This is a genomic window from Halomonas sp. AOP43-A1-21 (assembly GCF_052376775.1).
Taxonomy (GTDB): domain Bacteria; phylum Pseudomonadota; class Gammaproteobacteria; order Pseudomonadales; family Halomonadaceae; genus Vreelandella; species Vreelandella colorata.
Genome location: NZ_JBQSWC010000005.1, coordinates 88,606 through 108,659, shown reverse-complemented (window position 1 = coordinate 108,659; position 20,054 = coordinate 88,606). Strand labels below are relative to the sequence as shown.

Annotated in this window: 24 protein-coding genes; 12 read left to right on the top strand and 12 right to left on the bottom strand. The window is 55.6% G+C overall.

Annotated features, from left to right (window positions below; all coding sequences use genetic code 11):
• Positions 1–6: 6 nt before the first annotated feature.
• The 4 genes from ftsY (at position 7) to rpoH (ending at position 4,247) form a co-directional block, all read left to right on the top strand.
• Positions 7–1,461: a signal recognition particle-docking protein FtsY gene (gene ftsY, locus ACT3R7_RS04655; RefSeq protein WP_496198846.1), complete on the top strand. Its 1,455-nt coding sequence runs from the start codon at positions 7–9 to the stop codon at positions 1,459–1,461.
• The gene (gene ftsE / locus ACT3R7_RS04650; RefSeq protein ID WP_018918297.1) at positions 1,458–2,126 is read left to right on the top strand and encodes a cell division ATP-binding protein FtsE; all 669 of its coding nucleotides are present in this window, start codon (positions 1,458–1,460) and stop codon (positions 2,124–2,126) included. Before ftsY ends, ftsE begins: the two co-directional genes overlap by 4 nt.
• On the top strand, positions 2,123–3,163 hold the full coding sequence (gene ftsX / locus ACT3R7_RS04645; RefSeq protein ID WP_192538110.1) for a permease-like cell division protein FtsX: 1,041 nt from the start codon (positions 2,123–2,125) through the stop codon (positions 3,161–3,163). Before ftsE ends, ftsX begins: the two co-directional genes overlap by 4 nt.
• Positions 3,164–3,380: 217 nt before the next feature.
• Positions 3,381–4,247, top strand: a complete 867-nt coding sequence (rpoH, locus tag ACT3R7_RS04640) for an RNA polymerase sigma factor RpoH (RefSeq protein ID WP_018918295.1) — start codon at positions 3,381–3,383, stop codon at positions 4,245–4,247.
• Positions 4,248–4,352: 105 nt separating this feature from the next.
• On the opposite strand, the gene ACT3R7_RS04635 is transcribed toward rpoH, so the two are convergent.
• The 7 genes from ACT3R7_RS04635 to coaBC form a co-directional block, all read right to left on the bottom strand.
• Complete coding sequence (locus tag ACT3R7_RS04635; RefSeq protein ID WP_192538109.1) at positions 4,353–4,658, bottom strand: hypothetical protein; 306 nt, start codon at positions 4,656–4,658, stop codon at positions 4,353–4,355.
• Between the two features lie 132 nt (positions 4,659–4,790).
• On the bottom strand, positions 4,791–5,315 hold the full coding sequence (locus ACT3R7_RS04630; RefSeq protein WP_192538108.1) for a GNAT family N-acetyltransferase: 525 nt from the start codon (positions 5,313–5,315) through the stop codon (positions 4,791–4,793).
• 164 nt (positions 5,316–5,479) lie between these two features.
• The gene (slmA, locus tag ACT3R7_RS04625) at positions 5,480–6,088 is read right to left on the bottom strand and encodes a nucleoid occlusion factor SlmA (protein WP_192538107.1); all 609 of its coding nucleotides are present in this window, start codon (positions 6,086–6,088) and stop codon (positions 5,480–5,482) included.
• Positions 6,089–6,109: 21 nt separating this feature from the next.
• Positions 6,110–7,009: an acetylglutamate kinase gene (argB, locus tag ACT3R7_RS04620; protein ID WP_496198845.1), complete on the bottom strand. Its 900-nt coding sequence runs from the start codon at positions 7,007–7,009 to the stop codon at positions 6,110–6,112.
• A gap of 103 nt (positions 7,010–7,112) precedes the next feature.
• Complete coding sequence (locus ACT3R7_RS04615; RefSeq protein ID WP_193091005.1) at positions 7,113–8,498, bottom strand: phosphomannomutase/phosphoglucomutase; 1,386 nt, start codon at positions 8,496–8,498, stop codon at positions 7,113–7,115.
• An 82-nt stretch (positions 8,499–8,580) separates the two neighbouring features.
• Positions 8,581–9,039, bottom strand: a complete 459-nt coding sequence (gene dut / locus ACT3R7_RS04610; RefSeq protein WP_192538104.1) for a dUTP diphosphatase — start codon at positions 9,037–9,039, stop codon at positions 8,581–8,583.
• Positions 9,040–9,131: 92 nt separating this feature from the next.
• Positions 9,132–10,394: a bifunctional phosphopantothenoylcysteine decarboxylase/phosphopantothenate--cysteine ligase CoaBC gene (gene coaBC / locus ACT3R7_RS04605; protein ID WP_193091006.1), complete on the bottom strand. Its 1,263-nt coding sequence runs from the start codon at positions 10,392–10,394 to the stop codon at positions 9,132–9,134.
• Positions 10,395–10,541: 147 nt separating this feature from the next.
• Between coaBC and radC the strand changes: the two genes are divergently transcribed.
• The 7 genes from radC to ald all read left to right on the top strand — a co-directional run bounded on the left by radC (position 10,542) and on the right by ald (position 15,895).
• On the top strand, positions 10,542–11,216 hold the full coding sequence (gene radC / locus ACT3R7_RS04600) for a RadC family protein (protein ID WP_193091007.1): 675 nt from the start codon (positions 10,542–10,544) through the stop codon (positions 11,214–11,216).
• A 261-nt stretch (positions 11,217–11,477) separates the two neighbouring features.
• Positions 11,478–11,714: a 50S ribosomal protein L28 gene (gene rpmB / locus ACT3R7_RS04595; RefSeq protein ID WP_009724126.1), complete on the top strand. Its 237-nt coding sequence runs from the start codon at positions 11,478–11,480 to the stop codon at positions 11,712–11,714.
• A 26-nt stretch (positions 11,715–11,740) separates the two neighbouring features.
• Positions 11,741–11,896 (top strand): 50S ribosomal protein L33, encoded by a 156-nt coding sequence (rpmG, locus tag ACT3R7_RS04590; RefSeq protein WP_009098622.1) that lies wholly within the window; start codon positions 11,741–11,743, stop codon positions 11,894–11,896.
• Positions 11,897–12,047: 151 nt separating this feature from the next.
• Positions 12,048–12,875 (top strand): bifunctional DNA-formamidopyrimidine glycosylase/DNA-(apurinic or apyrimidinic site) lyase, encoded by an 828-nt coding sequence (mutM, locus tag ACT3R7_RS04585; RefSeq protein WP_193091008.1) that lies wholly within the window; start codon positions 12,048–12,050, stop codon positions 12,873–12,875.
• Positions 12,876–12,925: 50 nt separating this feature from the next.
• A complete protein-coding gene (locus ACT3R7_RS04580) occupies positions 12,926–14,116 on the top strand; it encodes a class I SAM-dependent rRNA methyltransferase (protein WP_018918286.1) in 1,191 nt (396 codons plus the stop codon).
• A gap of 63 nt (positions 14,117–14,179) precedes the next feature.
• Positions 14,180–14,614, top strand: a complete 435-nt coding sequence (locus tag ACT3R7_RS04575) for an acyl-CoA thioesterase (RefSeq protein WP_192538101.1) — start codon at positions 14,180–14,182, stop codon at positions 14,612–14,614.
• Between the two features lie 162 nt (positions 14,615–14,776).
• Complete coding sequence (ald, locus tag ACT3R7_RS04570; RefSeq protein WP_192538100.1) at positions 14,777–15,895, top strand: alanine dehydrogenase; 1,119 nt, start codon at positions 14,777–14,779, stop codon at positions 15,893–15,895.
• Positions 15,896–15,991: 96 nt separating this feature from the next.
• Here ald and ACT3R7_RS04565 read toward each other — a convergent pair whose 3' ends face one another.
• Positions 15,992–16,240, bottom strand: a complete 249-nt coding sequence (locus ACT3R7_RS04565) for a SlyX family protein (protein ID WP_018918283.1) — start codon at positions 16,238–16,240, stop codon at positions 15,992–15,994.
• Positions 16,241–16,350: 110 nt separating this feature from the next.
• Here ACT3R7_RS04565 and ACT3R7_RS04560 point away from each other — a divergent pair, with 110 nt between their 5' ends.
• Positions 16,351–16,905 (top strand): cold-shock protein, encoded by a 555-nt coding sequence (locus ACT3R7_RS04560; RefSeq protein WP_225736151.1) that lies wholly within the window; start codon positions 16,351–16,353, stop codon positions 16,903–16,905.
• A gap of 69 nt (positions 16,906–16,974) precedes the next feature.
• Here the strand turns inward: ACT3R7_RS04560 and ACT3R7_RS04555 are convergent, their stop codons facing one another.
• From ACT3R7_RS04555 to ACT3R7_RS04540, 4 genes are all read right to left on the bottom strand, one after another.
• Positions 16,975–17,364 carry a hypothetical protein gene (locus ACT3R7_RS04555; protein WP_192538099.1) on the bottom strand — a complete coding sequence of 130 codons (390 nt, stop codon included), beginning with the start codon at positions 17,362–17,364 and terminating at the stop codon, positions 16,975–16,977.
• Positions 17,364–18,536, bottom strand: a complete 1,173-nt coding sequence (gene dapE / locus ACT3R7_RS04550) for a succinyl-diaminopimelate desuccinylase (RefSeq protein ID WP_192538098.1) — start codon at positions 18,534–18,536, stop codon at positions 17,364–17,366. Before dapE ends, ACT3R7_RS04555 begins: the two co-directional genes overlap by 1 nt.
• A complete protein-coding gene (gene dapD, locus ACT3R7_RS04545) occupies positions 18,523–19,548 on the bottom strand; it encodes a 2,3,4,5-tetrahydropyridine-2,6-dicarboxylate N-succinyltransferase (RefSeq protein WP_193091009.1) in 1,026 nt (341 codons plus the stop codon). The genes dapE and dapD overlap by 14 nt, the downstream gene beginning before the upstream one ends.
• A 134-nt stretch (positions 19,549–19,682) precedes the next feature.
• On the bottom strand, positions 19,683–20,030 hold the full coding sequence (locus ACT3R7_RS04540; protein WP_193091010.1) for a Spx/MgsR family RNA polymerase-binding regulatory protein: 348 nt from the start codon (positions 20,028–20,030) through the stop codon (positions 19,683–19,685).
• Positions 20,031–20,054: the final 24 nt, after the last annotated feature.

Here is a 20,054-nt window from a genome sequence, read left to right as displayed (position 1 = left end):
ACACCCATGTTTGGTTTTTTCAAGCGTAAGAAAAAGCACGACTCCCAACAGGAGCAGCAAAAGCAACTCCCTCAGGAACTCAACGATGATGAGCTGCTTGATGAATCGCCGCAGAAGCCGCTAGCCGACGCTGAAAACACCGTGCCGGAAGCCAAGCAAGAGTTTGAGCCAGCGCCTGCTCCGCCTGAGATTAAACCGAAGCCGTCTGAGCCCGAGATCAAGCCGGAGCCGTCTGAGCCTGAGATTAAACCGGAGCCGTCTGAACCCGAGATCAAGCCGGAGCCGTCTGAGCCCGAGATCAAGCCAGAGCCGTCTGAGCCCGAGATTAAGCCAGAGCCGTCTGAGCCTGAGATTAAACCGGAGCCGCCTGAGCCTGAGATCAAACCGGAGCCTGCGCCAGAAATTAGCCCAGAACCTGCTCCTGAACCTGAAATCGATCCAGTGCAGCCGGAACCTGAGATCCAGCCTGTGCAGAAGCCCGAGCTTCAAGAGAAGCCGGTGGCTGCCAAGAGCGAAAAACAGGGCTGGTTTGCGCGGATTAAATCAGGCCTGGGTAAAACCCGCGCCAATTTAGCCGACGGTATTTCCGATCTGTTTTTGGGTAAAAAACAGATTGATGACGAGCTGCTAGAGGATTTGGAAACTCAGCTATTAATGGCCGATGTGGGCATTGAGGCAACCAGCGAGATTATTGAGCGTCTAGAGAAGCGTGTGTCGCGCAAGGAGCTTAATAACCCTGAAGCGCTTTACCGTGGCTTGCAGGAGGAGTTAGCTGCCATGCTTGGGCCAGTGGCAACGCCGCTTGATCTGGATAAGTCACAGGATGGCCCCTTCGTTATTCTGGTCGTTGGGGTGAACGGCGTGGGTAAAACGACCACGATTGGCAAATTGACTCAGCGCTTTCAGCGTGAAGGCAAAAGCGTGATGCTCGCGGCGGGCGATACCTTCCGTGCGGCGGCGGTTGAACAGCTTAAAGTATGGGGTGAGCGCAATAGCGTGCCGGTGATTGCTCAGCATACCGGCGCCGACAGCGCCTCGGTCATATACGATGCGGTAGCCGCCGCCAAAGCGCGCGGCGTAGATGTGCTAATCGCCGATACGGCAGGGCGCCTGCATAACAAGAGTCACTTGATGGAAGAGCTAAAAAAGGTCCATCGCGTCATGCAAAAGCTTGATGGCACCGCTCCCCACGAAGTGATGCTGGTACTGGACGCTGGCACCGGGCAAAACGCTATCGCCCAGGCGAGTACGTTCAATGAGGCCATTCCCGTGACCGGCATCACGCTGACTAAGCTGGACGGCACCGCGAAGGGCGGGATTATCTTTGCGCTGGCGAAGCAGCTCAAAACCCCTATTCGCTTTATCGGTGTGGGTGAAGGGCTGGATGATCTGCGCCCCTTTGAAGCCAATGACTTTGTTAACGCGCTGTTTGATCGCCAAGGGGATGATGCCAGCGCATGATCGCTTTTGAGCACGTCGGTAAGCGCTACGGAGGACGCTTTGAAGCCCTGGCGCACCTGGATTTTCGTGTGGAGCGCGGTGAAATGGTGTTTTTAACCGGCCATTCCGGCGCGGGTAAAAGCTCCTTGTTACGCCTGATTATGCGCCTTGAAAAGCCCAGCCGTGGTCGAGTTGTCGTGGCAGGGCATGATATCGCGCAGCTTCACTCAAGCCAGGTGCCTTTCTATCGGCGCCAGATAGGCGTGGTCTTCCAGGACCATCAGCTGCTGTTTGATAGAAGCGTGTTTCACAACGTTTCACTGCCGCTGGAAATTCAGGGTATTGAACCACGGGAAACGGCGCGCCGTGTCCGCGCTGCGCTTGATAAGGTTGGCCTGCTCCATCGTGAAAAAGCGTTACCTGTCGAGCTTTCCGGCGGTGAACAGCAACGGGTGGGCATCGCCCGGGCGGTCGTTAATAAGCCTGCCCTGCTGCTTGCCGACGAGCCGACGGGCAACCTGGACCCGCAGCTTTCCGCAGACATCATGGCGCTGTTCGAGGACTTCAACCGCATCGGGACGACGGTCATGATTGCAAGTCACGATCTTGCCTTGATTGCGCGCTTGCGGCACCGTATTTTACGCCTGCGCGATGGGCGCCTGGTCGGCGATGAGGGAGCCGTATGAAGCGTGCCACGACACCTAGGCGCCCAACCGGCGCAGCACCCCGGGCAAAGCGTAGCGCGGCCGTGCCACGCCAGGAGGCGCCCAAACGGCGTGGGGCAAACTCCCAGCAAACCCGGTTTTCAAGCCGCATGCGCGCCTGGGGGCGCCACCACCGGGCGATGAGCTGGGACAGTTTTTATCGGCTGGTGCGCCATCCGGTCGGCAACCTGCTTACCATGCTCGCGATTGCGATTGCGTTGGTGCTTCCCGCCGCGCTATGGCTAACCCTGGACAGCGCTCGATTATTGGATGCAGAGCTTGATGAAAGCGCCACTCTCACCGTCTATCTGGCGACGTCCGTCGATGCGGCTCAGGCGGTAAGAATTGAAGAGGCGGTAAGTGCTGAGCAGGCGGTCCTCGATACGCGTATGATCAGTGCCGAGCAGGGCATGGCCGAGTTCCAGCAGTCTTTGGGGTTGGATGATGTGCTGGCAGGTCTTGATGACAATCCGCTCCCAGCGAGTATTGTGGTTAGGCCCCAGGATGTCGAACCAGCGGCCATGCAACAGCTGGCCATGACACTGGAAGCCCTGACCGGAGTCGATGAAGTCAGGGTTGATTTAGCTTGGGTTGAGCGGTTACGCCATTTGGCAGCGCTTGGGCGGCGGGTGGCGTTAGCGCTAGGCATGCTGTTTGGGCTGGGCGTGCTGCTAGTGGTAGGCAATACGATTCGTCTGGCGGTTGAAAGCCGGCGACGGGAAATCGAAGTGGTAATGCTGATTGGTGCGACCCATGCCTTTGTACGTCGACCATTTTTATACAGTGGCGCCTGGTATGGCTTGGGAGGCGGGATTTTATCGTTAGGTTTACTGGGGTTGGGCAACCACTGGCTATCGCTTCCTGTGGCGGCGCTTGCCGCAAGTTACGGCGCAAGCTTTTCATTACCACAGTTGGATATCACAGGCTCTATAATTTTGCTATCCTGCAGTACGCTACTAGGCTGGCTGGGCGCTTGGCTTGCAGTAACTCGTCATCTTTCCAGCATTCGCCCACGCTAAGGTGATTAGCCGGTGTCCGCTAACCGTAACAATGGTTAATTACCCTGGATACAGTTAGCCCAAGGATGTTGGCGTTAAATGCCAAACGAAACAAGTGAACCTTGCTTTTTCAGTAAGGTCTTAGTTGTTAATTGAGGCGTACGATTTGATTTCAACCACGTAGTGATTTCAACCACGTACGTCAACCACGATAGGTTTGAAGGGAGACCACCTGCACATGAGCACTAGTCTTCTACCGGTGGGACAGCTTTCTCCAGGTCATGACCTGGGCGGCTATATTCGAGCGGTTAACGGCATTTCGGTGCTAACTGTTGAAGAAGAGCGCGAGCTTGCCTTCCGCCTGTATGATGATGGCGATTTAGAGGCAGCACGCCGCTTGGTACTGTCGCATCTACGTTTTGTGGTGCATATCGCGCGCAGTTATTCGGGTTATGGGCTGCCCCAAGCTGACTTGATTCAGGAAGGTAACGTCGGCTTGATGAAAGCCGTCAAGCGCTTTGATCCCAATCAAGGGGTGCGCCTGGTTTCGTTTGCGGTTCACTGGATCAAAGCGGAAATTCACGAGTTTGTGCTGCGTAACTGGCGGATCGTTAAAATCGCCACTACCAAAGCCCAGCGTAAACTGTTCTTTAACTTGCGCAGCGCCAAGAAGCGTCTTGCCTGGTTGAATAACGATGAAGTCGATGCCATCGCCAAAGATCTCGATGTTAAGCCCGAGGTAGTGCGCGATATGGAAGGGCGCCTATCTGCTTATGATGCAGGCTTTGATGCTGCGCCCAACGACGATGAAGAGAGCGCTTACCAGGCGCCGGCTTATTTTCTGGATGATGCCTCAGCGGACCCGGCGACTAAGCTTGAAGACAGCGACTTTGAGGAAGACTCAACGCGCCGTTTACAGCTTGCCTTGAAAGGCCTTGATGAACGCTCGCGGGATATTCTGCAGCGCCGCTGGCTCACCGATAATAAGGCGACATTACATGACTTGGCCGATGTGTACGGCGTAAGCGCCGAGCGTATCCGTCAGCTTGAAAAGAACGCGATGAAAAAGCTGCGCCAAAAAATGGGCGATGCTATCGCGGCGTAAGCCTACATAGTCAGCTTTGCCTCGCCAGAACGTTGCATCGTTTGAAAAAAACCGGCCTCTATCGATTAGAGAGCCGGTTTTTTATGGCCGCCTAGGTGTGCATGGCTATTTTTGGCGCCGCGCTTTGATGTATTTCCACAGCCAGCTGCCCGGCATGATTGACGCCACACAGGCACAGGCGAGAGCCGGGGCCGTGAAATCCAAAAATGAATCCAGCGACCAGTGGTTGAATAAGCCATAAAAGTAGCCAACCTGATTGGCCCCGCCGCCCGCATATTCATGCTGAGCAATCTCACGCCCTAAAAATACCGCCACAATCAACGAGCCCGCCACCCAGCGGCCCACAAACGGCCAAAGCAAGGCTTGAAAGATCAGCGCGATAACCGCGTGTTCAAGGTGGGTAATATTCAAAAGAAGCCTTCCTTTGGCGAGGTGGTTGATATGGCATGGGCGGTATGCCCATCGCCAGCCTCCGAAGTGTGGATGGTTGGGTTGCCTAAGGTCTAAGAGATTAAAGGGAAGTTGATAAGTTCTTAAGAGCAGCTATTGGCGAGTTAGTTCTAGCTTCATTATGTAGTCCGTATCGCAAATATCACCCATCTGAAAATTATGCGAACCGATGACAACAAATCCTCGCGACTGATAAAACATTATCGCTTGTTGATTGTTTTCCCAGACGCCTAGCCACAAATATGTTCTATCAAGCGCTTTGGCAATTTCTCTGGCTTTCTCGAAAAGCCGCTTGCCGAATCCTGCTCCTTTGAACTTGCGCGCGAGATAAATTCTTTCAATTTCTAGCCCTGACTCTTCCTGCATCTCCGTTTGAGCGTTTCCCCAATTTACCTTTAAATAGCCTGCGCATAGGCCCTCGACTTCCAATAGCCAGAACTGGGATTGTGTATGCTTTAATTCATTTTCCAGTTGGCTGACAGAAAATGCTTTGTCTAGATACTTGCTCATAACCGTTTGCGGATAGAAATCAGCAAACGTTTCAATATAAGTCTGACGTCCAATATCAACGAGCCCGTCAGCATCTTCAACAGTCGCCTGTCTAATCGTTAAGTCCATGGATATTCCTGTTACTTCAATTGATAGCTAAAGCAATACTTGAAGAGTTGGGCGACTACAATGTTGTGCTAGGTGGGAGAATGTAAAATGCCTCTCTTCGCCAGCGGCGAGGCAGCGTATAAGCGAAAAAGAGTGGCCAACTGCGCTGTTGGCCACATGCGCAGTTAAGCCGGTTGGGGCACTTCACGCAGTAGTTGGCTGGCTAAAAATGCCCACTGGTCTTCCCAGTGTTCTGTGGGCAGCCGCTTGAAATCGCTACGCACATATTGCGAGATGCGGCCTTCCGCCTGGGTGATTAACAAATTAGCGGCTGCCGGTGCTGGAATGCTCGGGCGGCGGCCTTCGCGCAGTTCCGCTTCGCGAATGATCTGTTTTAGCTGCATTTCCAAGCGTTCAAACAATTGATGAACGCGCTGGCGCAGACGCGCCGTTTCGCCGGTCAGAACGTCGCCGCCCATCACCCGAGCAAGCCCAGGGTTTTTCTCGGCAAAGCCCAGCAATAGCGCCAGAATCGTGCCGCAGCGTGCGGTGGCCTCAGGGACGTCTTCCAGAATCCGCGTAATACGCGCAAAAATACTCTCTTCAATAAAGTCGATTAAGCCTTCAAACATCCGCGCTTTACTGGGAAAGTGGCGATAAAGTGCTGCCTCAGAAACGCCTACCTGGCGCGCCAGGGCGGCCGTAGTAATTCGTTTTCCGCTATCTTCTTCAAGCATTAACGCAAGCGCCTGAAGAATCTGCTCGCGGCGGCGAGGTTTTTGATCGTCGCTCATGACGTTAGCCCTCCGTCGCGGTTAGCTCGCGTCAGTGATGAGAGTGCCGACCCCGGCGTTGGTGAAAATTTCCAGCAACACCGCGTGTGGCACACGCCCATCAATAATGTGCGCGCTGTTAACACCATTTTTCACTGCATCAAGCGCGCAGCGTATTTTGGGCAACATGCCGCCATAGATGGTGCCGTCGGCAATCAGGGCATCTACCTGCAGAGTGCTTAGCCCGGTCAATACCTTGCCTTCGCCATTCATCAATCCCGCTACGTTGGTCAGCAGCATCAGCTTTTCGGCATTTAACGCCTCGGCTAATTTGCCAGCCACCAGGTCGGCGTTAATGTTGTAACTATGGCCTTCGCCATCTACGCCGATCGGGGCGATCACGGGGATGAAATCGCGGGCAGCGAGCATCTCGATCAAATCAGTTGAGATCGACTCAACTTCACCCACGTGACCGATATCGATAATTTCCGGTACGGTCATTTCCGGGCTCTGGTGCTCGACTTTCAGCTGGCGGGCGCGTATCTGAGCGCCATCTTTGCCCGTTAAGCCAATCGCTTTGCCGCCGCTTTGATTGATCAGGTTGACGATGCTTTTATTGACCAAACCGCCCAGCACCATTTCAACGACATCCATGGTTTGCGAGTCAGTCACGCGCATGCCGTTAACAAAGCGCGATACGATATTGAGCTTTTCCAGCAGGCTACCGATTTGCGGACCGCCGCCGTGGACGACCACGGGATTGATACCTACCTCTTTCATCAGCACGATGTCGCGTGCAAACGAGTTGATCAGGGTATCTTCCGTCATCGCATTGCCGCCGTACTTGACCACGACGGTTTTGCCGGAAAACTGCTGAATATAGGGAAGCGCCTCGGAAAGCACCTCCACAACGACCTGGGGGTCGCGACTGGCTGAATTCATAGTGTTGTCCCTTGCTTACTGTTTTCTTTTGTCCAGTGTTCTTTTGCTTAGATAGTACGTGGTTAACGGCTATTATTATCGTGTTGCGCTTACCAAAGTGCGCTTAAACCGGCGTTTCGGGAATCTTAAGCGTAGGCGCAACGCGTGCTAAGGCGTTGGCAAAGCGTTCCCTTATACGCGCCAGTGCTTCAGCATTTTTCCCCTCAAAGCGCATCACTAACGCCGGAGTGGTATTGGAGGCGCGGCATAACCCCCAGCCATCGGCGTAGTCGATACGAATGCCATCCAGCGTGGTTTTGATACCTTCGCCGAAGTCGCCCGTGCGGGCAAGCGCTTCAATCAGGCCAAATTTCTCTTCATCACTAACGATTATATTGATTTCTGGCGTGCTTAGATCCTGAGGAAAGCGGTCAAAAAAGGCGTCTGCATCTTCGTTATAAAGCGCCAGAATTTCCAGCAGACGTGCGGCGGCGTAAAGACCGTCATCAAAACCATACCAGCGTTCTTTGAAGAAAATATGGCCGCTCATTTCCCCACCCAGCTGAGCGTTGGTTTCCCGCATGCGCGCTTTAATCAGCGAATGGCCGGTGCGCCACATCTCAGGCTCGCCGCCAGCCTCGCTAATCACGCGGGCAAGGTTGCCGGTGCACTTGATATCAAAAATCACTCTGGCGCCCGGGTTGCGCGAAAGCATGTCGGTGGCAAAGGCCATCAGCAGATGGTCGGCGTAAATGATTCTGCCGCGCGGGGTGACTACGCCCACCCGGTCGCCATCGCCATCAAAGGCAAGCCCGATATCGGCACCGGTTACCTGAACGCTCTTGATTAGATCCTGCAGGTTTTCTGGCTTGCCGGGGTCGGGGTGATGATTGGGAAAATGACCGTCAATATCGGCAAATAAGGCCGTGGTCTCGACCCCTAGCCGCTCGATCAGCTGCGGGCCAAGCTCGCCAGTCACACCGTTGCCGCAGTCCACGACCGCTTTTAAGGGTCGCTTAACGTGCACGTCTTCCAGAATGCGCGTGAGGTAGGTGTCGCGAATATCGTGCTGACGAACACTGCCCTGGCCAGTGGTTAGCTCGCCGGCTTGAATGCGCTCAAAAAGCGCGGCAATGGCTTCTCCTGACAGGGTTTCCCCGGCCAGAACGATTTTGAAACCGTTATAGTCTGGCGGGTTGTGGCTACCGGTGACCATTACGCCAGAGCGGCTCTCAGGCAGCGTGTGAGTGGCAAAGTAGAGTGCCGGCGTGGGTACCATGCCGATATCGATAACGTCGCGTCCAGCGGCTGTCAGGCCGCGGATCAGTGCCGCTTGCAGGCGCTCTCCGGACAGGCGCCCATCCCGGGCAACGATAACGGTTTGCTCGCCGCGCGCCGCCGCCTCGGCACCCACGGCACGCCCAATCCATTCTGTGGTGGATTCGCTCAGCGTTTTATCGACGATGCCGCGAATATCATAAGCACGAAAAATCGAAGCAGGTACGTCCATTCGCTCTTCCTGTTACTACGTAATGTTAGTGCTACGTAACGTTAGCCGGGCTTGCGCTTGTCGGTGTTGATGGCCAGGGCGGTTATTGACGGCCAGTGCTGCCAAAGCCACCGCTGCCCCGAGTGGAGTCAGTAAAAGCATCCACAATAGAAAGTTCGGCTTGCACCACGGGAACGAGCACATATTGCGCCAGCCGTTCAAAAGGCGACAGCGTAAAGGCGCTCTGACCTCGGTTCCATACCGATACCATCAGCTCACCCTGGTAGTCGGAATCGATCAGACCCACCAGATTACCCAATACAATGCCATGTTTATGGCCAAGGCCCGAGCGGGGAAGGATCATTCCGGCAAGGCTCGGGTCTTCAATATAGATGGCAAGACCCGTTCGTACGAGTTGGCATTCACCAGGTTGCAGCGTCAGCGGCTCGTCGAGCAGCGCCCGCAGATCCATGCCAGCGGAACCTTCGGTCGCATAGTGCGGCATATAGTCATGCAGGCGCTCATCAAGCACTTTGCACTGCAGACGGGGGCGGGTAGTCATGAATGGCTCCAACATTAAAAAAGCTATTAAAAAAACTATTAAAAACAGTTGTTAAAAACAGGTATTGAAAAAACCGCTATTGAAAACAGCTGTTATAAAGAAAGCAACGCCAGCGCCTGGCGGATGATGCCCTGCGCAAGCTGGGTTTTGGGCTGAGGGGCTTCCAGGCGGTGCTCGGTGCCTTGCGCCGTGCGCCAGAGTAGCAGCGCCGCATTGTCGTTGCTGCCAAACCCCAGGCCTGCCTGAGAGACGTCGTTGGCGACAATCATATCAAGCCCCTTGCGATTAAGCTTATCGTGGGCGTACTGCTCCAGCTGCTGCGTCTCTGCGGCAAAGCCTACGACCATAGGGCGCTTGCCCGCAGGCAGGGCGGCCACATCGGCAATAATGTCCGGGTTTTTGATCAGCGTGAGCGTAAGCGTGTCGCTGTCGGCCTGCTTTTTGAGCTTATGCTCGGCAGGTGAGGCCGAGCGGTAGTCGGCAACGGCGGCGCAGCCAATAAATAGCGCCGCCTCTGGCGCCAGGCGCATGGCTTCTTGATGCATCTGCTCAGCGGATTCAACGTCAATACGGGTTACGCCAGCAGGCGTGGGAAGCGCTACGGGCCCGCTAATCAACGTTACGCGGGCGCCTTGAGCCACTGCCGCTGCGGCCAGGGCATAGCCCATTTTACCCGAGCTGTGGTTGGAGAGATAACGCACCGGGTCAAGTGCCTCGCGGGTAGGGCCCGCAGTAATCACCACATGGGGACTGTTGCTTGGCTGTGGAGCGCCAGAAAAGTGACGCGTAACCGTCTCAAAAATGGCCTCAGGCTCGCTCATGCGCCCTGGGCCGACATCGCCACATGCCTGGTCGCCAGCGGCAGGGCCGATGAGCTGCCAGCCATCAGCGCCCAGCTGCGCTACATTGCGCTGGGTTGCCGGGTGGCGCCACATGGCCTGGTTCATGGCGGGGGCAATCAGCTTGGGCGCTTCACTGGCCAGGCACAGCGTGGTGAGCAAATCATCCGCCATGCCGTGAACCAGCCGGGCAATCAAGTCAGCCGTTGCCGGGGCGATCAGCACGATATCCGCCCAGCGGGCGAGTTCAATATGGCCCATCCCGGCTTCTGCTTCCGGGTCAAGGAGCGACGTGCGCACCGGCTCGCCGGATAGTGCCTGCAGCGTCAGCGGGGTAATAAACGCCTGGGCACCGCTGGTCATGACGACACGCACTTCGCAGCCCGCCTGCTTAAGCAGCCGCACGATCAGCGCGCTTTTATACGCCGCAATGCCCGCGCTAATGCCCAGGAGAATGCGTTTACCAGCAAGCGTCGATAGCGTCGTCGGGTTAACAGAAGCAGAAACAGAAACCATGGCAAAGGATCCACATGAGCGTTCTTGGGGAGGCTTACCATACCATCCGTCTTACTAATTTGGCATGTCGGCGCCTATAACAGGTAAGCTAGGTTTACTGAGCTTTTTGGGCGAGTGAATTCGGGCGGAAAGGGAAATGGGGGAAGAATGGGGATCAATCACTGGCCGGAGGGCGAGCGGCCGCGGGAAAAACTGTTAACCATGGGCGCGCAGACGCTTTCAGACGCCGAATTACTGGCAATTTTCTTGAGAGTAGGCGTGCAGGGGCGCTCGGCGGTCGATTTGGCGCGTGATCTGCTCACGACGTTTGGCGGCCTGCGCCCGCTATTGGAAGCCGATCAGGTAAGCTTTTGCGCCGCCCACGGTTTGGGTAGTGCAAAATTCGCCCAGCTACAGGCCACGCTTGAGATTTCAAAGCGTCATTTAGCCAGCCAGCTGGCGCGCGGCAACGCGCTGACGTCGCCTGAACTGGTGCGCCATTATCTGAGTTCTCAGCTGCGTCATTTGGGTCATGAGGAGTTCGCGGTAATTTTTTTGGACACACAGCACCGAATTATTCGCTATGAATCCCTGTTTCGCGGTACCCTAGACAGCGCATCCGTTTACCCCCGCGAAGTTGCCAAGCGCGCATTAGAACTTAGCGCTGGCGCCGTTATCCTGGCCCACAATCACCCCTCCGGTGTGGCTGAGCCAAGCGATGCTGATCGTCGTATCACCGAACGCTTAAAAGAGGCCCTTGGACTCTTTGACGTACGCGTATTGGATCATTTCGTGGTGGGAGATGGAGACGTGGTCTCTTTTGCCGAGCGAGGCTGGCTATAGGCAGTAGATGGATAGCAGGCGGATAACGTCGACTATTCAGGTAAAATAACTAAAAAGTGGCTTTTTTAGGCCTTTTTAGATGGTTTTGCTTGCCGGTAGTTAGGTGCTCTGGTATAAAGTGCCACCTTTAAACTTGGGTTGAATAACGGATTTGGGTACAGCTAGTAGGCGGTTAACGGCGTCGACTCCCTCCCTGCTCCGGTTTGCCCGACAGTTTTGAACACTCAGGCTTATATCCTGGCCAAGCGGTTGGAGGCTCTCATGTCCAAAGTATGTCAGGTTACCGGCAAGCGTCCGGTAACTGGAAATAACGTTTCACACTCCCAGCGTAAGACACGTCGTCGTTTCTTGCCGAACCTGCACACCCATCGTTTTTGGGTTGAAGCCGAAAACCGCTTCGTCAAGCTGCGCGTTTCCTCTAAGGGCATGCGTATCATCGACAAGAAAGGTATCGAGACGGTTCTGGCTGATATCCGTAAGCGCGGCGACGCCATCTAAGACAGCATTTTTGGGAGAGTAAAACCATGCGCGATAAGATCAAGCTGGTGTCCAGTGCCGGTACAGGCCACTTCTACACCACTGATAAGAACAAGCGGAACACACCGGATAAGTTCGAATTCAAGAAATACGACCCGGTTGTCCGTAAGCACGTTATCTACAAGGAAGCCAAGATCAAGTAATCGCGCAAGCGATGATGATCGGCTTCCACTGCAGGCGAGCGCCTGTTGAAAAACCCGGCCCAATGCCGGGTTTTTGCATGCATGGTGTTTATCGGTGCATATGCGACAATACCTCTCGCGTATGAACCGATATCGTAACTAGGTCCTCTTCATGCCTGAACTGCCCGAAGTTGAAACCACCAAACGCGGCATTGCACCCTATCTTGAAGGTCAGGAAATTACCGAGGTGCTTGTTCGTCAGCCGCGCTTGCGTGTTCCTGTGCCTGACGACCTGCCTGAGCGGTTGATCGGTGCGCGTATTGGTACTCTGACCCGTCGCGCCAAGTACCTGCAAATCCCCATACAGCAGTCGCCAAACGAGGCAACACTGCTATGGCATCTGGGGATGTCGGGCAGTTTGCGTATTGCCCAGGTGGGCGACATCCCTAAAAAGCATGACCATGTCGATGTTGTCACCGCCAGTGGCCATGTGCTGCGCTATCATGACCCGCGCCGCTTCGGTTTTGTCGATTGGCAGCTGGGCGACGGCACGGCGGATAGGCGCCTGGTTCACCTGGGCCCCGAGCCGTTTGATGAAACGTTTAACGGCGAATGGCTGTATAAACTGTCACGCAATAAACGCGTGGCGGTGAAGCCCTTTTTAATGGATAACCGCATCGTGGTTGGCGCGGGTAATATTTATGCTACTGAAGCGCTGTTTATGGCCGGTATCGATCCCCGCCGTGCGGCCGGACGTATTTCCCTTGAGCGCTACAAGCTGCTGGCCGCCGCCGTCAAAGAGGTATTGGCAGCCGCGATTACCCAGGGCGGTACGACGCTACGCGATTTTGTCAGCGGTCAGGGTGAGCCTGGCTATTTTGCTCAGCGGCTAAATGTATATGGGCGCCAGGGCCAGCCCTGCTTACGCTGCGGCGCTGAACTTCAGCGTATTACGCTTGGCCAGCGTGCCAGCGTTTTTTGCCCTGGCTGTCAGCGTTAAACGCTGGCCCACCCTTTGCTACTTTGTTATCTACGCTTTTGGAGACTGTTGTGACCCAACGCCTGCGCTTGAATAAAAACGCCGATCGCCGCTTGAAAGCAGGCCATCTGTGGATCTACTCCAACGAAGTGGATATTAAAGAAACGCCGCTTAAAAATTTCACTGCTGGCGAAACCGCACTGGTCGAGGCCTCCAATGGTAAAGTCCTGGGCGTAGCATATATCAACCCGCACTCGCTGATTGCGGGCCGCGTGATGTCCCGTGACCCGGATATGCGCCTGGATCGCTCGCTGTTTGTACACCGCTTTAATCAGGCGCTGTCACTGCGTCAGCGTGTCTATGACAAGCCGTTTTACCGCCTGATTCATGGTGAAGGCGATTTGCTGCCTGGGCTGGTCATCGACCGGTTTGGCGATGTGCTGGTGGTGCAGCTGAATACCGCGGGCATGCAGGCACTGGCTGATGAAATTGTTGATGCGCTTGAAAAAGTGGTTAAGCCTGAAGTGATTGTGTTCCGTAACGATACCGGCGGACGTCGTCAGGAAGGCCTGGAAGCCCACGTTGATGTGGTAAAAGGCACGCTGCCCGACGAAGTGTTGATCGAAGAGAACGGCACGCGCTTTGTCGTACCTGTGCTTAATGGCCAGAAAACCGGCTGGTTCTTTGATCACCGCGAAAACCGCGCTTGGCTCAATAGCCAGGTGGCCGGTAAGCGCGTACTCGACGTGTTCAGCTATATAGGTGGCTGGGGCGTTCAGGCGGCGGCAAATGGCGCCTCTGAAGTGCTGTGTATCGATGCCTCTGGCCCGGCGCTTGAGCAAGTGGCGCGTAATGCCGAGCTCAATGGCGTTCAGGAACAGGTAGCAATCGGCGAAGGCGACGCCTTTGAAGCCCTGGCGGCGCTCAAAGCCGACGGCGAGCAGTTTGACGTGATCATTCTGGATCCACCCGCGTTCATCAAGAAGCGTAAAGATATCCCTAACGGCGAGCGGGCGTACGCGCGCTTGAACCGTGAAGCGATGCGTTTGCTGGGCCGTGACGGCCTGCTGCTGTCGGCGTCGTGCTCCATGCACCTGGCGACAGATCGCCTGGTAGATGTGGTTCGCGGCGCGGTACGCCATCAGGATCGCCATGGTCAGGTGATTTTCCAAGGCCACCAGGGCCCCGATCATCCGGTACACCCGGCGATCCCGGAAACGTCTTACCTGAAAGCGTTAGGCGTACGGGTATTTCGCGATTAATGGTGAGCGTTGAGTTTTGGGGCGAGTAAGGCGCTAAGCACAGGCAGCATAAGGGGCAACGTGATGGAGTGGGCGCTACCTGATCCTTTTGTGATCGATATTCACGTGAGCGAAGAGGCGATAGACGCCTATCAACACGTGAATAACAGCGAATACCTACGCTGGGTCGAGCAGATTAGCTGGGCCCACTCCGAGGCGCTTGGCCTGTCTCTGGAGCGCTACCGCGAGTTAGATCGCGCCATGGCGGTACATCGCCATGAGCTGGACTACCTTGCCCCCGCGTTTGCAGGCGATGAGCTGGCGCTGGCTACTTGGATTGTAGAGTGCGATGGCCGTTTTAGCCTGACCCGGCGTTTTCAGCTTAAACGCCAGCGGGATGCAAAAACGCTATTAAACGCGCGTACCCGGTTTGCGTGCATTGCGCTTTCCAGCGGGCGGCCCAAACGGCTGCCCGATGAATATCAGGGAATCTATGGCGCGGCGCTGGTCGACGAGTGACGTTAAATTTCTGGTATAAAACCGGATAACGCTAGAATTTTCTCCTATAAAACGCCTTAACCGGCGTTTTTTTTGTTTTTAAATCGGGCGATGGTGGCAGGCTTAAGCTGTGCTGTAATTGAAGAGAGACAGTATCGGTCCGCTTACACTAGGAGAGATCCAATGAACGTTGCCGTCCCGAAGGAAATTAAAAATCATGAGTACCGCGTAGCGCTGACGCCCACGGGCGCGCGTGAACTTACCAGCCGCGGCCATACGGTTTACGTGCAGGCTGGCGCGGGTGAGGGTGCAGGGTTTAACGACAGCGACTACGCAGCCGCAGGCGCACAGATTGAGCCCGATGTGGCCACTCTTTGGCAAAGCGCTGAGCTTATTTTAAAAGTTAAAGAGCCTCAAAAAGACGAAGTCGCACGGCTTACTTCCCAGCACACGCTTTTTACCTACCTGCACTTGGCGGCCGAAGAGGCATTAACGCGTGGCTTGATGGAGAGTGGGGCGACCTGCATTGCCTACGAAACGATTACCGATGCCCACGGCGGACTGCCGCTCCTCGCCCCGATGAGCACCGTGGCCGGGCGTATGGCCGTTCAGGCGGGCGCGCATAGCCTGGAAAAAGCCCAGGGTGGTGCTGGCGTGCTGCTGCCCGGCGTACCGGGCGTGGCACCGGGTAAGGTCACCGTGATTGGCGGCGGCGTGGTGGGTGAAAACGCTGCACGCATGGCGCTGGGGCTGGGTGCCGATGTGACGATTCTGGATAAATCGCTGGCTCGTCTGGAGGTGCTGGATAGCCGCTATCAAGGGCGTATAAAAACGGTTTACTCCACGGCGGATGCGCTGGATCATGCGGTGCGCGAGTCCGACATGATTATCGGTGCTGTGCTAATACCGGGAGCGGCGGCGCCCAAGCTGATTACCCGTGCCATGCTTGGCGATATGAAGCCCGGCAGTGTGCTGGTGGATGTGGCGATTGATCAGGGCGGCTGCTTTGAAACCAGCAGGCCCACCACCCACGCCGGACCTACCTATATCGTGGATGGCATCGTGCATTATTGTGTGGCCAACATGCCGGGCGGCGTGGCGCGCACCTCAACGCTTGGGTTAACCAACGCGACGTTGCCGTTTGTACTGGCGCTTGCCGATAAGGGCTGGCAGCAGGCACTGGGCGATGACGCTAACTTCCTGCCAGGGCTTAATGTACACGCCGGGCAGGTTACTTACGCGGCCGTCGCCAACGCCTTTGGCCTGGAGAGTGTAGACCCGTCAAGTCTTATCCGGCGTTAAGCCTATGACGTGGTAAGCTATTCTTAGTAAAAATAATTAATTTTATTTAACATTAGTGAAGCGTCAGCGCTTTACTAATCAGGCTAAGATGCTTTATTAATAATGCGGCGGTATTTCGTCTTCAGGACGAGCCGTGCCTTGAGTATTATCGGCTTGAAACGCCTGGTGCTGCTCGCGTAAGCGCTCACGCATTAGAGCGCTTATCTGTTCGAGTTTGGCGAGTCGTTGCTCTTGTTGCGCAACGGCCTGGTCGAGGGTGTCCAGCCAGTGTTCCTGGTAGGCCAGGCGACTTTCTAGCGTTTCAAGACGTTGCGTTAGCTCAGCAGGAGAAAAGTCTTGTGTCATGGTAACATGGCAACCTTGTGTAATATGTCCGGTACTGTTAGGAATGGGCCTGATAGTTCGGGTATTGTCCTTCGTCTGTTACCCATACAACAAGAGAGCTTTTATCATCTATGAATCCAAAAGTTGTGTTTCGCTGTTTCTTAATCAGTGTATTACTAGCCGCCCCCACGCCACTTCTGTTGGCCGGGATTGTTCATTTAACCAACGCACCCTTGGCCGATTTATGGCAGGCTGAGTTAGCCATCAGCGGCGTCAGCAGCATCTATATCGCCGTTGCCCTGGGTAGCTTTATCGTTTTATGTATTGGTACGCTGGCAACGGCTGCCCTGGCGCCGCCAGTGGTCGTCAAACCCGTTGCAGAGCGTTCAGAAGCAGGTCGTGTTCAGGCCGCACCGCGTCAGCCTCAACCGGTCGATGAAGTGGATGATGAAGAGGAAGATATCATCGACTTTAACGATGGGCGTGAAGAGGGTGAAGTGAAGTGGTTCAATACCAATAAAGGCTACGGTTTTATTACCCGCGATAACGGTGAAGATGTGTTTGTTCACTTTCGTGCTATCCGGGGCCGCGGTCCGCGTATGCTAGCAGAAGGCCAAATTGTGCGTTACCACGTGATTAAAAATGACCGTGGTTTGCAGGCCGACGATGTGAGTATTATTGAGTAACGATTGCACGATTAAGCAAGATGACGATCGACCCCGCCTAGGCGGGGTCGATTGCGTTTAAGGCGGTGGTTAACGGCCCGAATCCGGCCACTCTATGGCGCCTTCTTTACCACCGGGCAGAACCTGCCAGAACCGGTCAGGGTCATCATTGCCTGGATGCCAGCCCCCAAGCGAGCAGCGAATTTCCGTTTGCAGCGCTTCGGCGGCGTGTTGCGCGCACTCCTGGTCGGTCATCCATGGCGTGTGGCTGCTATCAAACCACAGGCTGGCAAAGCCATCCGCCACGTTATCGACCAAGAGGATCGGCACCTCTTCGCCCTGGTACATGCCGCGGGTTTTCCACTTGCCTTTGCCCGCCGGTGTTAGTGGCGGGGCGGAAAGCGCGCTGGCAAGCCAGGCGTTAAGCGTGTCATGAGAAACGCGGGCAACGTACACTTCAATATCCGGATACTGCTCCATTATGCGCTTACCTCATCCGACGTTAGCAGTGCCTGAAGCGTCGCCTCATAGATCCGGCTCAAGTCATCCAGGTCGCTGGCGCGTACGCGCTCGTTTACCTTGTGAATGGTGTCGTTAAGCGGGCCTAGCTCGACCACCTGAGCGCCCAGCGTGGCGATAAAGCGGCCATCGGACGTGCCGCCGCTGGTCGATAGCGCAGGGCGCTTACCCGTGACAGCTTCCACGCCGCGAATGGCAGCGTCAACCAGCTCACCTTCTGCGGTCAGAAACGGCTCACCATTCAGCGTCCAATCCAACTGATACTCTAAACCATAGCGCGCCAGAATCGCGTGGGTACGCTCTTTAAGCTGCTCGTGGGTCACCTCGGTCGAGAAGCGGAAATTAAACACCACTTCCACATCGCCAGGGATCACGTTAGTCGCCCCGGTGCCCGCGCGCAGGTTGGATATTTGAAAGCTGGTGGCGGGGAAGAAATCGTTGCCCGCATCCCAGTGCTCATTGACCAGGGCGTCCAGCGCAGGCATCGCCTGGTGGATCGGGTTGCGTGCCAGATGCGGGTAAGCCACGTGGCCCTGAATTCCTTGAATATGCAAAACGCCACCCAGCGAGCCGCGTCGACCGTTTTTAATCACATCGCCCAGGCGATCGGTAGATGAAGGCTCGCCCACAATGCAGTAATCAAGGCGCTCATTGCGCTCACGCAGCTGTTCGACCACGGCGCGAGTGCCGTCGACGGCCGGGCCTTCCTCATCCGACGTGATTAAAAACGCGATGCGGCCATCATGGTCAGGGTAGCGGGCTACAAAGCGTTCCACGGCGGTAAGCATAGACGCCAGGCTGCCTTTCATATCCGCAGCGCCCCGCCCACAAAGCATGCCTTGCTCATTAATGCAGGGTGAAAACGGTGGAAATTCCCAACCGGTGGGCGGCCCGCTGGGTACCACATCGGTATGGCCGGCAAAGGCAATCACCGGGCCATGATGACCGCGTACGGCCCAGAAGTTCTGCACATCGCCAAACGGCATTGGCTCAATATGAAAACCGAGCGCCGTTAAGCGCTCGATCATGATGTCCTGGCAGCCTTCATCGTCCGGCGTCACTGACGGGCGGCTTAACAGCTCAAAGGCAAGCTGTAGCGTTGGCGACAGCGTGTCAGGCTCAGTTATGGGCATGCAGCGCCTCGTTCAGCGCGATGGCGCTTTTATTGGTCAGGCACTCGACACGGCCATTTTTAGAGTTACGGCGCAGTAGCAGGTCGTTTTGGCCCGCCAGTTCGCGTGCGGCCAGGGTTTTAACCTCGTTGCCTTCGTCATCCAGCAGGGCTACTTTGGTGCCTGCGGTGATGTACAGGCCGGATTCGACCGTGCAGCGATCGCCCAGCGGAATGCCAATACCGGCATTGGCACCGATCAGGCAGCCTTCGCCTACTTTAATGACGATATTGCCGCCGCCGGATAGCGTACCCATGGTGGAGCAGCCGCCGCCCAGGTCAGAGCCCTTGCCGACCATGACGCCAGCTGAGATGCGTCCTTCGATCATGCCTGGGCCTTCGGTGCCAGCATTGAAGTTCACAAAGCCTTCATGCATAACCGTGGTGCCTTCACCCAGGTGCGCACCCAGGCGTACCCGTGCGGTATCGCCAATGCGGATGCCGGTCGGTACCACGTAGTCGGTCATTTTGGGGAATTTATCGACACAGTCGACGGATAGCGCACGACCGGCCAAGCGCGCTTTCAGGCGACGCGCAGGCAGCTCTTCGATATCGATCGCGCCTTCGTTGGTCCAGGCGATATTGCGCAGCAGGCCGAACATGCCGGTAAGATCCAAACCATGCGGCTTGACCAGGCGATGCGATAACAGGTGGAGCTTAAGGTACACCTCAGGAGCCGTTTGCGGCGCCTGATCCGTTTCAATGAACATCGCTACCAGCGGGCGTTGGCTTGCCGCAAGCGACTCAGTGAGTTCGGCTTGCTCTGTGTAGCCAGCCGCTTCAAGCGCTTTGGCCAAACGGGTGCAGTCTTCCGGTAAAAAGCTAACGGCTGCATTGCCCTGAGGGGCGTTAAGCGCTTCTTTGGCAGCGTTAACCAGGCTTTCCTGTGGCTTGAACAGCGGTGCCGGGTAGTAAATTTCCAGCCAGTCGCCTTGAGTATTCTGCGTGCCAATTCCAAGCGCAAAGCTCAACATAAACGTTCATCCTGTGGTTAATAACGTGGTTAACCGAACAGTTAACAGAAGCCAAATGTCGGTTTAACAATGTGTTGATATAAAAGTATTTGTACAAAAGCGTTGATACAAACAAGCAGATTAGCGGCGTTGAATCAGCCGCTAATCTTAGCGTAATCGCCGTCGCGGTAACCCACCTGTATGGCGTCGCCGCCGGTATCCAGCAGCGGACGTTTAAGCAGCGTCGGGTGTTTCAGCAGCAGCTGGCGTGCAGAGTTGGCGTCCAGGCTATCTTTATCTTCCTGAGGAAGGTCGCGCCATGTCTTGCTACGCTTATTGACGACTTCAAGAAGCGGAGCCCGCTCCAGAATATGCTCCAGTAGTCCTGCCGATAAACCATCTTTGCGTAAATCGTGGGTTTTGAACGGTATGCCGTTCTCTTCCAACGCTTTGCGCGCCTTACGGCACGTATCGCAGGTATCAATGACATAGAGTGTAAACATGGTATCTCCTTTCGTGCTGTTCGT